Origin of the sequence: Shimia litoralis (assembly GCF_005518135.1) — a bacterium.
Classification (GTDB): domain Bacteria; phylum Pseudomonadota; class Alphaproteobacteria; order Rhodobacterales; family Rhodobacteraceae; genus Shimia_E; species Shimia_E litoralis.
The window spans coordinates 93,194-105,931 of sequence record NZ_SULI01000009.1 but is presented as its reverse complement, the minus strand read 5'-3'; the positions used below and the strand labels follow the sequence as shown (position 1 = coordinate 105,931).

At 57.8% G+C, this 12,738-nt stretch carries 19 protein-coding genes; 8 read left to right on the top strand and 11 right to left on the bottom strand.

What is annotated here, in order from left to right; translation table 11 throughout:
* Position 1: 1 nt before the first annotated feature.
* The 10 genes from FAP39_RS09720 to FAP39_RS09675 form a co-directional block, all read right to left on the bottom strand.
* Positions 2 to 1,285, bottom strand: a complete 1,284-nt coding sequence (locus FAP39_RS09720) for an ATP-dependent DNA helicase (RefSeq protein WP_138016196.1) — start codon at positions 1,283 to 1,285, stop codon at positions 2 to 4.
* On the bottom strand, positions 1,282 to 2,055 hold the full coding sequence (locus FAP39_RS09715) for a PD-(D/E)XK nuclease family protein (RefSeq protein WP_138016195.1): 774 nt from the start codon (positions 2,053 to 2,055) through the stop codon (positions 1,282 to 1,284). The genes FAP39_RS09720 and FAP39_RS09715 overlap by 4 nt, the downstream gene beginning before the upstream one ends.
* 10 nt (positions 2,056 to 2,065) lie before the next feature.
* Complete coding sequence (locus FAP39_RS09710; RefSeq protein ID WP_246059051.1) at positions 2,066 to 2,266, bottom strand: DUF6511 domain-containing protein; 201 nt, start codon at positions 2,264 to 2,266, stop codon at positions 2,066 to 2,068.
* A 164-nt stretch (positions 2,267 to 2,430) separates the two neighbouring features.
* Positions 2,431 to 2,664 (bottom strand): hypothetical protein, encoded by a 234-nt coding sequence (locus FAP39_RS09705; RefSeq protein ID WP_138016193.1) that lies wholly within the window; start codon positions 2,662 to 2,664, stop codon positions 2,431 to 2,433.
* A complete protein-coding gene (locus tag FAP39_RS09700) occupies positions 2,661 to 3,389 on the bottom strand; it encodes a hypothetical protein (RefSeq protein WP_138016192.1) in 729 nt (242 codons plus the stop codon). The genes FAP39_RS09705 and FAP39_RS09700 overlap by 4 nt, the downstream gene beginning before the upstream one ends.
* 4 nt (positions 3,390 to 3,393) lie before the next feature.
* Positions 3,394 to 4,242, bottom strand: a complete 849-nt coding sequence (locus FAP39_RS09695; protein WP_138016191.1) for an ATP-binding protein — start codon at positions 4,240 to 4,242, stop codon at positions 3,394 to 3,396.
* Complete coding sequence (locus tag FAP39_RS09690) at positions 4,239 to 4,724, bottom strand: hypothetical protein (RefSeq protein ID WP_138016190.1); 486 nt, start codon at positions 4,722 to 4,724, stop codon at positions 4,239 to 4,241. Before FAP39_RS09690 ends, FAP39_RS09695 begins: the two co-directional genes overlap by 4 nt.
* Positions 4,725 to 4,748: 24 nt before the next feature.
* Complete coding sequence (locus FAP39_RS09685) at positions 4,749 to 5,057, bottom strand: hypothetical protein (protein WP_138016189.1); 309 nt, start codon at positions 5,055 to 5,057, stop codon at positions 4,749 to 4,751.
* Positions 5,057 to 5,266: a helix-turn-helix transcriptional regulator gene (locus FAP39_RS09680; protein ID WP_138016188.1), complete on the bottom strand. Its 210-nt coding sequence runs from the start codon at positions 5,264 to 5,266 to the stop codon at positions 5,057 to 5,059. Before FAP39_RS09680 ends, FAP39_RS09685 begins: the two co-directional genes overlap by 1 nt.
* Before the next feature lie 198 nt (positions 5,267 to 5,464).
* Positions 5,465 to 6,145 (bottom strand): hypothetical protein, encoded by a 681-nt coding sequence (locus FAP39_RS09675; protein WP_138016187.1) that lies wholly within the window; start codon positions 6,143 to 6,145, stop codon positions 5,465 to 5,467.
* Between the two features lie 108 nt (positions 6,146 to 6,253).
* Here FAP39_RS09675 and FAP39_RS09670 point away from each other — a divergent pair, with 108 nt between their 5' ends.
* The 5 genes from FAP39_RS09670 (at position 6,254) to FAP39_RS09650 (ending at position 10,216) form a co-directional block, all read left to right on the top strand.
* Positions 6,254 to 6,931, top strand: coding sequence for an XRE family transcriptional regulator (locus FAP39_RS09670; RefSeq protein ID WP_138016186.1), 678 nt, complete (start codon positions 6,254 to 6,256; stop codon positions 6,929 to 6,931).
* A gap of 1 nt (position 6,932) precedes the next feature.
* Positions 6,933 to 7,664, top strand: coding sequence for a hypothetical protein (locus FAP39_RS09665; protein ID WP_138016185.1), 732 nt, complete (start codon positions 6,933 to 6,935; stop codon positions 7,662 to 7,664).
* Between the two features lie 358 nt (positions 7,665 to 8,022).
* Positions 8,023 to 8,520: a DUF2924 domain-containing protein gene (locus FAP39_RS09660; RefSeq protein ID WP_138016184.1), complete on the top strand. Its 498-nt coding sequence runs from the start codon at positions 8,023 to 8,025 to the stop codon at positions 8,518 to 8,520.
* The gene (locus tag FAP39_RS09655) at positions 8,517 to 9,836 is read left to right on the top strand and encodes a recombinase family protein (RefSeq protein WP_138016183.1); all 1,320 of its coding nucleotides are present in this window, start codon (positions 8,517 to 8,519) and stop codon (positions 9,834 to 9,836) included. The genes FAP39_RS09660 and FAP39_RS09655 overlap by 4 nt, the downstream gene beginning before the upstream one ends.
* Complete coding sequence (locus FAP39_RS09650) at positions 9,833 to 10,216, top strand: hypothetical protein (RefSeq protein WP_138016182.1); 384 nt, start codon at positions 9,833 to 9,835, stop codon at positions 10,214 to 10,216. The genes FAP39_RS09655 and FAP39_RS09650 overlap by 4 nt, the downstream gene beginning before the upstream one ends.
* A gap of 341 nt (positions 10,217 to 10,557) precedes the next feature.
* On the opposite strand, the gene FAP39_RS09645 is transcribed toward FAP39_RS09650, so the two are convergent.
* The gene (locus FAP39_RS09645) at positions 10,558 to 11,115 is read right to left on the bottom strand and encodes a CIA30 family protein (RefSeq protein WP_246059048.1); all 558 of its coding nucleotides are present in this window, start codon (positions 11,113 to 11,115) and stop codon (positions 10,558 to 10,560) included.
* A gap of 203 nt (positions 11,116 to 11,318) precedes the next feature.
* Between FAP39_RS09645 and FAP39_RS09640 the strand changes: the two genes are divergently transcribed.
* Genes FAP39_RS09640 through FAP39_RS09630 form a run of 3 tightly spaced genes read left to right on the top strand, consistent with a single transcriptional unit; the run spans position 11,319 to position 12,731 of the window.
* Positions 11,319 to 11,840 carry a glutathione peroxidase gene (locus FAP39_RS09640; RefSeq protein WP_138016181.1) on the top strand — a complete coding sequence of 174 codons (522 nt, stop codon included), beginning with the start codon at positions 11,319 to 11,321 and terminating at the stop codon, positions 11,838 to 11,840.
* A complete protein-coding gene (locus FAP39_RS09635) occupies positions 11,837 to 12,238 on the top strand; it encodes a thiol-disulfide oxidoreductase DCC family protein (RefSeq protein ID WP_212743415.1) in 402 nt (133 codons plus the stop codon). Before FAP39_RS09640 ends, FAP39_RS09635 begins: the two co-directional genes overlap by 4 nt.
* Before the next feature lie 40 nt (positions 12,239 to 12,278).
* Positions 12,279 to 12,731, top strand: coding sequence for a TspO/MBR family protein (locus tag FAP39_RS09630; protein ID WP_138016180.1), 453 nt, complete (start codon positions 12,279 to 12,281; stop codon positions 12,729 to 12,731).
* Positions 12,732 to 12,738: the final 7 nt, after the last annotated feature.

The window sequence follows — 12,738 nt, the reverse complement described above, 5'->3', positions numbered from 1 at the left end:
TTCATGACAAGATCAGCAGGCCATGTTCGGCCCGGGTGATGGCGGTATAGAGCCAGCGGTTGTAATCCTCGGCGCTGCGACCGAAGCCTTCGTCAAAGACAACCACCGTGCCGAAGGAGGATCCTTGGGCCTTGTGACAGGTGATCGCGTAGCCCCAGCTGCTCTCGATCAGACCACGGCGCGTTGCCCATTCATGGCGGTTACGGTTTGGGTCGAAGAGAACATGGTCATCGTATTCACCGCGCCAGAACTCCTGCTCGCCCGGGATCGCGAGCCCGTCCTCGGTCTGGACTTCGGCACGAAATGCCCGCGGATTGTGCGGATGAGCCCGCACGTCGGTGAGCGTCAGGAACATCCCATTGATTAGGCCGAGATCGTTACGATTGCGCAGGCAGATGATCTTTTCGCCCGCCCCCGTGGGGTAGTCCGTGCCAAAACCGGCGGCTTGCTTCATGGCCATATTGAGACGGCGGCGCGTCGCGTTCTTACCGCAGATGACCTGCCCCCCGTTGAGCAGCTGTCCCGGCATCACGTCGCGTTGTGACATCTTCCAGACATTCTCGTCGAAGGCGCCGAATGGGATGGACTCACCGCGCCGTGTCATGGTGGCCAGCCGCAGGATCGGGCTATCCGCAGCCTGACGATGGATTTCCGTCAGCATGACGTCCGGCTCAGCATCGGTGAAAAAACTTTCCTCACCGACAGGTGGCAACTGCCCGGGATCGCCGAGGACGAGAATGGGCTTGCCAAAGGCCAGTAGGTCCTCGGCCATCTGTCGGCCGACCATCGATACCTCGTCGAGCACCAAGAGATCGGCATCGCGCAGGTCCGATTGCGGATTCAGAACAAATTGCGGCTCATGGATGTGGTCGAGCCGAAGCTTCAGCTGCGCGATTTGCGCTTGAGCAAAGCCACGCTCCGCCGGCGCCATGCGCGGTAGGTCGCGCTCAAGCGCCGCCAGTTCCGCGGTCACACGCTCGATCTCCTCCGGCGTTGCCTCGGACACGCGATAGATCAGGCTATGAATAGTCTGCGCCGGCGTGCCCTTGCGCGTCATCACAAGGACCGCCTTGCCGGTGAAGGCGGCGAAGAGCACGCCGCCAAGACCGCCCGGGGTCATCGGCTCCAGGCCGAGTGCCTGCATGGCCAAGTTCGTGATCGTGGTTTTTCCGGTCCCGGCATACCCAAACACCCGCAGGATCTGCTGCTGATGCCGGCGGTTGAGATACCAGTCCCGAATTGTGGAAATGGCCTTCGCTTGCGCCTCTGACACGGTTATGCTCATCGCTGACCCTCCGACCAGCAGCGCGCACTGAAGGGACAGAAGCGGCAAAGGTAGAAATCGGCATGGGATGCGATCCGCGGCAGCAGATCACCTGCATCGGCCGCGCGCAGAACCTGGACAGCCTTATCCGAGAGCGCCTGTGCCTCAGCGGCGTCAAACGGCACATATTCGTGGTAAAGCTCGCAGGTGTCCTTGTTCAACGCAGTGAACAGCGCGCCATCAAGCGCCATGTAGGCCATGTAAATCTGCATCTGCGCGAAATAAACTGGTTTCGAGACCCGCACGCCCTTTCGGGCAGTGTCGTTCCAGCTTGAGGCTTTGAGCGCCTTGTGCTCCCAAAGCACCGGCCAGGAAATTTCAACGTTGTGGCCGCCAACGATGACCCCGTCGACATGGCCACGGATGCGCCCACCCGCGGTCTCAAAACCAAATTGACCACCACCGCGCTTTTCTGTGCGCAGATCGAACCCAGCCGCCCGCAGCCACCGGATGGCCAAATCCTCAAAGACATGGCCTGCCTCGAAGATGCGTAATGTCTGCCCCGCGAATTCCTTGCCGGGATCAACGGGGGTCTTGGTGAACTCATAGACCAGCCGACGCGCACAGGGTTCACCGATACGGCTGGCGCCAAGATAATCGCGGGGACGTTGGGCATCGCGTTCGGCTACAAGGGCGGCATCGATATGGGCATTGATCCTCGCCCCGAGTGGCACAGGGGCAGTGCTTCTCCGCCCATAGACGAAGCCAGATTTGTGGTTCAGGTCGAGCATCGTCGTATCCTCAAAACGGTATTTGGCCGGCGTCAGACTGGCGCTGCATCGCCCCCTGAAACCCGTCCACGCAGGCCTCGATCAGCCGATCGATGTCCTCGGCCGAGCGGTCGAAGAAGGCCTCCATCAGCCCCATCTCCGTCAGCGCCTCAGCCAGATCGCGCCGCGCCTCGCGGATTGCGCGGATTTCCATGTCGGTCTTGTCAATCATTCCAAAATTCCTCCGGGCAATGGCGCTGCCCACTGTGAGGCAGGACATCGAACAAAATCGGTGATGGGGATTGCGGTCCCATCGCAGTTGGTGGCAGAAGCCGAAGCCCCGGGCTTCCCGGCCGCAGATTGCGCAGGGCATGCGGCGAGCTAGACTTGCCCGGCTCACCCCATGAGCAGCAGGTCGAGTGCTGCGCGTTCCTCCGGCTCGGGCGCTTGTGTCCGCCGCTCCGAGGCCAGCACGATGAAGCGGCTGATCGCGTTTGACGCCATGCATTCGAGATCCTTTCGCGTGAGGCTGGCGATGGGGCGGTCAAGCCGCCCCCGCGCTTCCAACCAACGCCCCATGGCAAAAGCCGCTTCCGTGGTGACATGCGTCTGCCAGTCATCCGGGCTCACGGGTTCAACCAGGCAGGTCCACCAGCGGGTTTGGCTGCTTCAGAAGGTGCCGCAGACTGACCGCTGGATTGAGATGACCCGGTCGACCATGCAGGGGTCGACGCACTGCTGGCAGACTGCGATTGTCCCCAAGCCGGCGCTGCAGATGCTGGTGCCGCAGCTGCAGGGCGTGGACGGTTCGAGGGCTGCGCCGGGACCTGTTCCCCTGCCATGAGCTTTTGCCATTCTGGCGCGGTGGGCAGGATCACATGGTCGAGCTTGTTGGCGTCCTTGTAGGCCGGATTCCGGTTTGGCTCGACCTGGATCTTGGCCACGAAGGTGATGCCATCGAGATCGGCAAGACCCCGCAGCACGCGTTTCGCCTTGGCAGCGTCACTCATGTCTTCCGGGTTCAGCCCAAGCGCGCTGTCGATCATCGCGCGGAATTGGCTTTTCGAGATTTTCCAGCCAACAGACTGGCCCTGCTCGTCAAGCTTGCCGCCCTGCACTGTGAAATTCTGCCAGAATTTGCGCCGGGCAAATGGCCCCTCGGCCACCGTGAACTCCGCATCCACCATCCGCACATCGCTTCCGGGCTGGTTCGAGGGTTTGAGGAGGCCACGATCGACCTCACTCATGCCGTCCACGCCGCCTTTGCGGATGGACATGGTCACCTTGGCGAAGGTGCCGTCAGGGATCAGATCGCCGGATTGCTGCGGCGCCACATCATTCATGTCAAAGGTCATCGGATTATCCTTTCAGGGGTTGATTGATTTTGGAGAGAAGCGCGCCCAGGTCAGGCGGCTCGGTCATGTCGAGGCGTCCAGAGCGGTCCTTGGCGGGCAGGCCCCAGGGATTGCCGGAACGGCAGACAAGGCGGCGCTCCTGGCCCTTGTCCGGATCATGGCGCCATGTAACGCCTCCGTCGGGCGCCTCTTCCCGGCTGAACAGGCTCAGCGTCATCACCTGATCGACGATGCCCGGCAGCTCGCGCGCGGCCTTGCCGCCCTCCATCTGCGGCTGCCAGATGGTACGGTTCATCTCATCGGTCAGCCGCTCGAGGATGCCGACGAAAATCACCGTTTTACCGGGTGCATGCTGCAGATGCTTCAGGAGCCCGATGACTTCTCGGGCCAGCAGCCCATAAGCCCCCCGCGTGTCCGGCTTGCCGGTGCGTTCCGACAGCGCCTCTGGCCGGGTCTTGGCCCAGGCCATCGCCTGACGGGTCAGATCTGTGATGCTGTCGACAAAGACGATGCTTTTGGCATCCAGGCGCGCTGCAAGTTCGGGGTGCTGCGCGCGCAGATGCGCGTAATGCGCCTCGGAAAAATGCTCATCGGGCTGCGCGGCGGGGTTGGCACCTCCAATCATGCAGGCGATATCGACGGCGTCGGCGAAGCGACGGATCGGCAGGCTGTCCCCGCGCCAATTCTGGACGGATTTGAGCCCTGCTTCGAAATCCAGGCAGACGGTCTTTTCTTCAGGCATGGTGGTCAGCAGGGTTGTTTTGCCACCACCGCTGGGACCGAAGATGGCCAGAGTCGTTTTGCCCTGCGCCTCGGCCAGACGCTCATCGGCGGAGAGAATGCGAAGGCTCATGCTGCGTTTCCTTTTATGAGAGAGATCTTCAGTGCTCCCACCTTCACGGTGCGCGCAGGCTCGAAACCGTCACGCCAGGCGCCAGGCAACGCCCCGTACTTGCGTTCTGAGACGGTAAGTTTGGTGTCAATGAACTCAGCTGGATCCTCGCCGCTGTCGGCAATGTTCCGGGCAATCTGCGCCAGCTTTTCCTGGTTCCAGTCGATGCGCTTGGGCAAATCGGCGACCACGGTGTAGTCGCCATCGGCGAGGCGGACCGTGCCGGTATCCTTACCGCAGGCGCGCCGCGCCTCGGCAGCGCGGGTGGCGTAGCGCGCCTCAAGGGCGGTGTTGAACCGGGCAGTCGCGGCTTTCAGTTGTTTGCTCGCGTGATCAAGCTCGCCTTGAAGGGCGGCCAGCAGGTCCACGGGCATCTGCGCCAGCTCGCCAGTGGGCATGTTGAGCATGTCGTCCACGCTCGGGGTGTTTTCGGGATAAGTCATAGGGGCTCCTTTTCGAGGGATGGGTCAGGCAGCTTCCGCCAGCTGCTTCACTGAAGCGGTGGAAACGGTGCCCTTGTGCGGGCGGGCGATGGCGAGATAGGCGAACCGGTCCGGACCGAGGCGTTCCTGGACAAGGTGGAGGCGTCCGAGCTCAGAAAGCCGGTATGCTGCGTTTGCCGTGGCCCGCAGATCCTCAAGCGCAGGTTTGCCGAGTGTCGAGACATTGGGCGTCGTGTCGACCACCAGAAAGCCGCGGTGATAAACGAGGCGCGCGCCGGGCTCGGCCACATCAACCCACGCCATCAGCGTGATTTCAGAGGCAGCCACAGACATCACGACACCCTCGGGGTGCGGATGCAGTTACTCAGCTGCAGTTGCTCTTTCTCATGATTGAGGATGTCTTCCAGCCGATAGACGACGCGCCCCCCGATTTTCATGAAGGCAGGTCCCTTGCCCTCCCACCGCCACCGCTCAAGTGTGCGATGAGACAGCGTCCAACGTCGGGCGAGCTCCTTTTGCGTGAAGCAAATCTTATCGTGCATCGTGGTCTCCAGTTCAGTTCTTGGAGCCAAGATGCAAAATTGATCTGTGGGATGTCGTCAGGATCGATGGGGGATACGAAAGGGGATGATGGATCCCTTAAATTCAACGCCCAAAATGCAAAGAGGGGGATGACCATCCCCCTCTATCCCCCAGCATATCCCCTTCCGATCCCCCACCATGAGGGGCCGAAGATCGAATCATTCGATGTTGAGCCTGTAGTTGCCTCGACGATCAGAGCGAATCAACTCACGCCAGTTATCCTTCGACTTGAAGACATCCGACATCCGCAGGCTTCGCGAGCGCGCTTCTGACAGAATGTTCTTGCCATTCTGCCAAGGCTGCCCAGCTTGAGCCGCTCGATGTAGGGAACGAACGACGGCGGCCTGAATGGGACCAAGCTGAAACCGGTGGCCATTGCAGCGCACCTCAGAATAGTCGCGCGATACGATGAATGTCGGCTCCTCCAGGCGGCCACCTGTAGAGAATCCCTTCATGATTTCATAGCGATCGCGCTCATCACGCCGCATCAAAAGGTCACCGATCACAACATAGACGGCATCGACAGAGCCCCAGAGTGACGCATAGTCGGACTGAACAGACCGGAACTCTCCTATGTGCGCCTCTCCACACCGAAACAGCTGAAAGACATCACGCGCATGCAGGTCCACAACACCGCTGAACGACAAGCGATCTGTCGGGATGCGGAATGGTCGCCCGTCCACGTCCTCTTCGAAATCACCAAACTCCAGCGGCAGTCCAAACACACGTATGGAGAGGCGCACCTCGTCGTTTTCCGCAAGATAGATCAGGTCATCTTCTGCAATCGACCAGCGCTCAAGGATCTCGGAGAGTGCAAAATATGCTTTTTCAATTTCCATCTTTCCTCCGATTCCCCTCGCCAAATGTTCTAAATTTGTTCTACCCCCTTGACGAAGTCGGATCAATCCAATCTTATCCTATCTAATCCACATCCTTCTGGGGATAACATGACCGAACACCACACGCTTGCGGATCGCCTGCAGGCTCGCGCGAACCAGCTAGGGCTCAGCCCCGCGCATGTTGCTGAAATGGCCGGTGTGAACCGGTCCTTTGTCTATGACATACTGCGCGGGCGCTCGACGCGCCCAGGGCTGGACCGTCTCACGGAAGTCTCCCGGGTGCTGAAGGTTGAGCTGGACTGGCTCATTCATGGGATTGGAAGCGTGGAAGGCGCGTCCCCTTTCATCGAAAACCCTGACGACAGCTTCGTCGCCATCGCACATGCTGGCGTCCGACCGTCCATGGGCGGAGGCGCTGTGGTCTTAGATGAGCACGAAGCCCCAGGCCGCGCCTACCACTTCCGGAGGTCCTGGATCAAACAGGGGCTGAAAGCCTCGCCATCCCAGTTGCGAATAATGACCGTCGAAGGCGACAGCATGGAGCCGACATTATTCGATGGCGACACGGTTCTGGTCGACATGACAAGGCGCTCTCCCAATCCTCCCGGCATCTTTGTGCTCGATGACGGCATGGGGCTCGTCGCCAAGCGCCTACAACACGTGCCGAACAGCGACCCGCCGGCAGTGCGTGTCATCTCCGACAACAAGCATTACCCTGAGTATGAACGCACCGCTGATGAGATTAATATCATTGGACGGATTCGCTGGTTTGCGCGGGAGATTTAGGATGATCGAGTTTCGCACTGTCGCTGACGATGAGCCAGCTTTGAACTTCTCGCCACTTTTGCGCGGGGTTCAGAAGACCTTCGCCTACGTCCAGGAACATGGCTCCATCGGGCTAACCCCGTCAAAAGCTTTCAAACGTAATTTCGTGCACTGGGCCGCAGCCGAGTTTGACTGGCCCGGGCATACCGAGGCGGATCTCTTCGCCGTCAACAAGGTTCTGAACGAACATGACTTTATGCCGGTTGGGGATATTCACTTTCTGCTGACCACCCTGAAGATGGGCCGGCACTACAAGGGAGATTTCAAACTGACTAAAGCAGGGTCAGAATTGATCGACCAACCCGGGCGTCTGTTTGGGATTATCACGCCGTTCTACCTCTTTGAGCTCAACCACACAGGATACACACGCTTCAGTGACGAGCCCCTACTTGGCAATTGGGACATGTTCATGAATATTCTGAACGTGGAAGCCGAAGACGGCATCACCGGTGCGGATCTGCGCCGCACGCTCTACGGCGACCCCGATCAAGGCCCGGGCCCGCGCTATGACGACATTCTGGGCAGCTTGTACATCAACATACTACGGCCGCTCTGTTGGGCTGGATTGTTGCATGTGGATCGGGCCAAGGGTTTCCAGAGCACTGAGCGCAGCCTGTTCACAAAGACGCCGCTTTGGAAAGCTGCCCTGAAACTCGAAACGGATGCGATGGTGGGATCCGCAACACGGCACTGAACGGCCATGCGACGCAAACCCGATCCTACACGCAGCATCCCGCACCACCCCCGCAACCCATTGTTTTAACTTGAATACCAGCGCCGCTTGCAGCCCAGATAGGGCAACAACCCGAAAGGCGCTCCAATGCTTAATGATGTCTCAACCCCGGTTTCGGGGCCCAATCCCTTGTGCGCAGACAAGATGTCAGCCCGTGCACGCTTCGAAGAACTCGGTCGCATCCTAGCCGCAGGCGTCCATCGCCTGAACACCGCACAGTCCAGTTCTTTATCTGCCAACACCGGAGACAGTTTCGTGGACTTCTCGCCCCAAACGAGCGGTGGTCGTCGTGCAAAACGTTTGCTGCTAGGAGGAATTGATGAAGCATCACAATAGGATAACACCTGCAAAGCCGGATCTAGATCCAAGGATTGACCAAACCGTTCTGACCCGCCTAACGGCGTTGAGGGCTATGTCCGTCAAGGAGTTGAAAGCCGAATGGGAAACGCTGTTCAATACCGCAGCACCAAACAACAGCCGTAACTTTCTGACATTTCGGATCGCCTATCGCATCCAGGAGCTTACCTATGGCGGCCCAGATCAGACTACGCGGCGAATGCTAAATCTTTTGGCTGACGAGGTCGAAGGTGTCACGCGTCGGAAACACCAGATCGCCGATCCACGCACGCCTGTCATGGGCACCAAGCTGATCCGCGAATGGGGCGGGGTTGAGCACACAGTCACTGTCCTGAAAGACGGTTTTGATTGGCAAGGCCAGAAGTTCAAATCACTTTCGGCCGTGGCCCGCACGATCACTGGCACACGGTGGAATGGCTGGACGTTCTTTGGGCTGCAAAACCACAGGGGACGGACATGACAAACCCAATCCCTCGCAAGTTGAGGTGCGCCATCTACACCCGCAAGTCGACCGAAGAAGGGCTCGAGATGGAGTTCAACACCCTCGACGCCCAGCGAGATGCCTGCGAGTCCTATATCGCCAGTCAAAGGTCTGAGGGCTGGGTCGCCACCCGCGACCGCTATGACGATGGCGGGTTCTCAGGTGGTAACCTTGAACGACCCGGTCTCAAGCAGCTTCTGACGGACATCGAGGATGGGTTGGTCGATGTAGTTGTGGTGTACAAGATCGACCGTCTATCGCGATCGCTGATGGATTTCTCCAAGCTGGTCGACATCTTCGACGGCAACGGCGTGACCTTCGTGTCGGTCACGCAGTCATTCAACACGACAACGTCGATGGGACGGCTGACTCTGAACATCCTGCTCAGTTTTGCCCAGTTTGAACGCGAGGTGATCGGTGAACGCATCCGCGACAAGGTGGCCGCATCGCGCAAACGCGGTATCTGGATGGGGGGCTACGTGCCCCTCGGCTATGATGTGCAGGATCGCAAGTTGGTCGTGAACGAAGCCGAGGCCGCATCGGTCCGGCGCATCTTCGGTCGTTTTGTCGAACTCGGCTCCGCCACGGTTTTGGCACGCGAACTTCGCCGCGACGGCTTCCGCAACAAACAGGGCACCCTGATCGATAAGGGCTATCTTTATCGGTTGCTCAAGAACCGGGTCTACCGAGGAGAGGCAGTCCACAAGGGCACGGCTTATCCCGGCGAGCACGACACCATCATCGACGACGACCTCTGGGATCGGGCGCACTCCATCCTGCAGGAAAGCCCCCGCAAGCGTGCCAACAACAGCCGGTCGCGGACCCCCGCTCTTCTGAAGGGGTTGATCTTCAGCGACACTGGTGCGGCCATGACGCCCACCAGCACCAAGAAGGGGGCGAAGCTCTATCGATACTACGTTTCCATGGATGTGATCCGGAATCGCGAAACCGGCGAGGAGACTGCCCCAACACGGCTTGCGGCTGGTATGGTTGAGGACGCTGTAGTGGCCGAGGTTCGGCGCATTCTGCAGACGCCGGAGGTAGTGTCGCTGGTGATGGCAGCTCCGAAAAAAGAAAAGGGTGCAGCTTCAGAGGCCGACACCATCGCGGCTTTGCATGAGTTCAAGACCCTTTGGTCGCAGCTGTTCCCAGCCGAGCAAGCACGGATCATCCAGCTTCTTGTTCGGCGCGTCACCGTCACGGCAGCAGGGCTTGAGGTGGACATCCGGAAAGAAGGCATCGCCGGCGTCACCCGCGAGATGGTCGCACCACGTAAACTTGAGGCCGCCGAATGACGCATGCCGATGACACAATCCGCGTCTTGATCCCGTTGAAGGTTCGCAAGAAGAACGGTCGACCCAAAATTCTGCCACCCGCCGACTATCTGCCGAGCGAGGACCAGACACAGGACCCGCACATCCTGCGCGCCATTGGCCGCGCGTGGGGGTGGCGGCGGCGAATGGACGCCGGTGAATTCAGCACGATCCAAGAATTGGCCGAAGCCGTCGGTTTGGCCGAACGGCATGTCAGCCGCCAGTTACGGCTGGCATACCTCGCGCCGGAGGTGCTGAAGCGCCTGACCTGCGGGCGCGAGGCGTCATCGGTCAGCCTGTACGATCTGTGCTTTCTCGCCGGGGAGGCTTGGGGGGAACAGTTTGAGCGCGTGTTCGATTGATCGCTGATGCCTCGCCCTCAAAGAAGCATGACCCAGGCCTGTTTTTAGATGGAGCGGACGTTCGTGCAATCTGCAGCTAATGGCTCTTCAAGCCCAATACCGGAAGTGATCAGTGCTGACGCTCGCAGATGCAGCAATGCCAAGTAACTTGATACACCCCCCGCGCCGCAGCAAACAAAGCGGACATTTGTCGCGACCGCAGCAAGTTTTCGAGCGTCTATGCGCGAGTTGCGGACAAACCCGCTGCTCTGGCCGAGTGGCGCGAGCTTTGCGCGGCATAAAAGGCAGCTTCTCTGGCAGGGCAAAGACGGGTTCGAATTGGCCTGGCAGCACCGATTTGATCAATAGAAGCCAATTTCCTGTACATCGACCAAAGCTTGGTGGTCTCTTCCAAAAGCTACAACTGCGATCGAGTTTACCTGAGTTGGGCGCGGTTCAGATCTCAGCATCCGACCAGAGGCTTTGAAGGCCGAAAAGGGTATGCGCACCTCTGTCCAGTCTTGCGTCGCATCGAAACTTCCTTGGTAGTACTGCCAAGGTAAGAGTGTCCCGCTGGTACGCAAATGCACAAAGTACATTTGGTTGTTGCCCCGTGCGACTAGACGTATCCCCTTGGCGTTGTCAGGCAGTTTTTCTTCGAGTTCCGAACGGAATTGTATGAAGCCGCCCCGGTTCTGGGTACTCACGGTTCCGGTTAATCTTGCATATGCGGACCCATTTTCCTGTGAGTAGCTTACTTTGCCGTTTGAGACACCGCCCATGACAGTGTCTGCTAAAAACTCCCAACGGCTTTGAGGATTGTTGTCGAACGTGTCCAACATTGTTTGCTCTCCAACAGAAGCTGTTGCGAACCAACCAACCGAGATGCAAAAGCCTAACGTTGACAACAATTTTTTCATCGTAAGCTTGTCCGATCAATTTCAGTTCCTGCGTTATTGAACGAAAGTGTGCACTGCGCTCTGGTGTTTCAAGAACTCTGACAGAAGAAGGTATTTGTGCTGTCCACTCATCAATGTGGGCTGATCTTCTATTTCGTCTCACATCAGCAAAAGGGTGATCCAAAAATGGCCTGACATCGTAATCTTAATAAAGGAGCTGCAAAATGTTCAGACCACTGTTGATACTGATGTTGATATTGATTGGCTTTCAGGTGAAGGCGCTGGAGCTAGAGGCACCTTTCGACTCCATTGATGGCGGTACGTTGAGATTGTCAGACTGGAGAGGGCAGCCGATACTTGTCGTCAATACAGCCTCAAGATGTTCCTACACCAAACAGTACGGTGGCTTGCAGGACTTGTACGATCTTTACCGCGATAGCGGCCTAGTCGTTCTGGCCGTTCCATCAAACGACTTCCGACAAGAGTTGGCCAGCAATGCAGAGGTCAAGGACTTTTGCGAATTGCGGTACGATATCGACATGCCGATGACAGGCATTTCGGCGGTTATAGGCCCTCAGGCACATCCGTTCTTTGCATCTCTGAAGGCGGACGCTGGATTCGAGCCAGCGTGGAACTTTAACAAAGTTTTAATCGGGCCAGACGGTGAGCTGGTGGCCACTTATAGCTCAAAGGTCAAACCTCAATCATCGCGTTTAAAACGCGATATAGAAAGTCTTTTGAATTGAGCGACGCTGCAAAAAAGCTCACCATCTTTTACGATGGGTCTTGTCCACTTTGCACATCGGAGCTTGGTGTTTACGAACGTGCTGACACTGACAACGCTCTTGTCCTTGTCGACGTGTCATCCGCGTCTTTCTCTGGCGACGAGTTCATCAACCGGTCGGATGCGATGGCAAGGTTGCATGTGCGTTTTGATGATGGGCGTCAAGTCTCAGGTGCTCAGAGCTTTGTCGAAATCTGGCGAGTCCTACCTTCCTGGCGGTGGATGGCAAAAGTAGAAAGCATACCCGGCGCCGTCCCCATGCTGGAAATGCTCTACCGCTTGTTTCTTCGCGCTCGCCCGTGTGTCGTTCGCGGTTTTAAACGGTTTCAAGGGACCTTTGGAAAATCAGATCCGTGTTAACCCGCGGAAATTTCGCACGTTTGAAATGAGATTGGTGATTATGAAAAATATACCTTCCTTTATGATTTTTTTAGTTATTGTGATGGGTGCCGGTATTTCAATCGGGACGCTTACTATTCCGGGTGATTGGTACGCATCATTGAACAAACCGTTTTTCAATCCCCCAAACTGGATATTCGGGCCAGTTTGGAGCGTCTTGTATCTGTTTATTGCCTACGTAGGTTGGCGCGTTTGGCTTTTTGACAGTACTGGATTGTTGGTGCCACTTTGGATTTTGCAGATGGCTTTGAACTTTCTGTGGTCGCCGGTATTTTTTGTTGCCCAAAAACCTGCAATGGCGCTGTTTGTGGTTCTTTGTCTTCTGCTGAGCGTTGCGGCTTTCATACGAGCAGCGTGGCACATTGACCGACAATCCGCTGTGTTATTTTTTCCGTACGCTGCTTGGGTTGGTTTTGCTTCGACCCTGAACGCATCAATCGTATATCTTAACTAGGCAGGGA

What these genes read in the sequence shown, in the direction of transcription:
- FAP39_RS09720 (WP_138016196.1), bottom strand. Translation starts at nt 1,285, where the DNA reads ATGAGCATAACCGTGTCAGAGGCGCAAGCGAAGGCCATTTCCACAATT.
- FAP39_RS09715 (WP_138016195.1), bottom strand. Translation starts at nt 2,055, where the DNA reads ATGCTCGACCTGAACCACAAATCTGGCTTCGTCTATGGGCGGAGAAGC.
- FAP39_RS09710 (WP_246059051.1), bottom strand. Translation starts at nt 2,266, where the DNA reads ATGATTGACAAGACCGACATGGAAATCCGCGCAATCCGCGAGGCGCGG.
- FAP39_RS09700 (WP_138016192.1), bottom strand. Translation starts at nt 3,389, where the DNA reads ATGACCTTTGACATGAATGATGTGGCGCCGCAGCAATCCGGCGATCTG.
- FAP39_RS09695 (WP_138016191.1), bottom strand. Translation starts at nt 4,242, where the DNA reads ATGAGCCTTCGCATTCTCTCCGCCGATGAGCGTCTGGCCGAGGCGCAG.
- FAP39_RS09690 (WP_138016190.1), bottom strand. Translation starts at nt 4,724, where the DNA reads ATGACTTATCCCGAAAACACCCCGAGCGTGGACGACATGCTCAACATG.
- FAP39_RS09685 (WP_138016189.1), bottom strand. Translation starts at nt 5,057, where the DNA reads ATGTCTGTGGCTGCCTCTGAAATCACGCTGATGGCGTGGGTTGATGTG.
- FAP39_RS09680 (WP_138016188.1), bottom strand. Translation starts at nt 5,266, where the DNA reads ATGCACGATAAGATTTGCTTCACGCAAAAGGAGCTCGCCCGACGTTGG.
- FAP39_RS09675 (WP_138016187.1), bottom strand. Translation starts at nt 6,145, where the DNA reads ATGGAAATTGAAAAAGCATATTTTGCACTCTCCGAGATCCTTGAGCGC.
- FAP39_RS09670 (WP_138016186.1), top strand. Translation starts at nt 6,254, where the DNA reads ATGACCGAACACCACACGCTTGCGGATCGCCTGCAGGCTCGCGCGAAC.
- FAP39_RS09665 (WP_138016185.1), top strand. Translation starts at nt 6,933, where the DNA reads ATGATCGAGTTTCGCACTGTCGCTGACGATGAGCCAGCTTTGAACTTC.
- FAP39_RS09660 (WP_138016184.1), top strand. Translation starts at nt 8,023, where the DNA reads ATGAAGCATCACAATAGGATAACACCTGCAAAGCCGGATCTAGATCCA.
- FAP39_RS09655 (WP_138016183.1), top strand. Translation starts at nt 8,517, where the DNA reads ATGACAAACCCAATCCCTCGCAAGTTGAGGTGCGCCATCTACACCCGC.
- FAP39_RS09650 (WP_138016182.1), top strand. Translation starts at nt 9,833, where the DNA reads ATGACGCATGCCGATGACACAATCCGCGTCTTGATCCCGTTGAAGGTT.
- FAP39_RS09645 (WP_246059048.1), bottom strand. Translation starts at nt 11,115, where the DNA reads ATGAAAAAATTGTTGTCAACGTTAGGCTTTTGCATCTCGGTTGGTTGG.
- FAP39_RS09640 (WP_138016181.1), top strand. Translation starts at nt 11,319, where the DNA reads ATGTTCAGACCACTGTTGATACTGATGTTGATATTGATTGGCTTTCAG.
- FAP39_RS09630 (WP_138016180.1), top strand. Translation starts at nt 12,279, where the DNA reads ATGAAAAATATACCTTCCTTTATGATTTTTTTAGTTATTGTGATGGGT.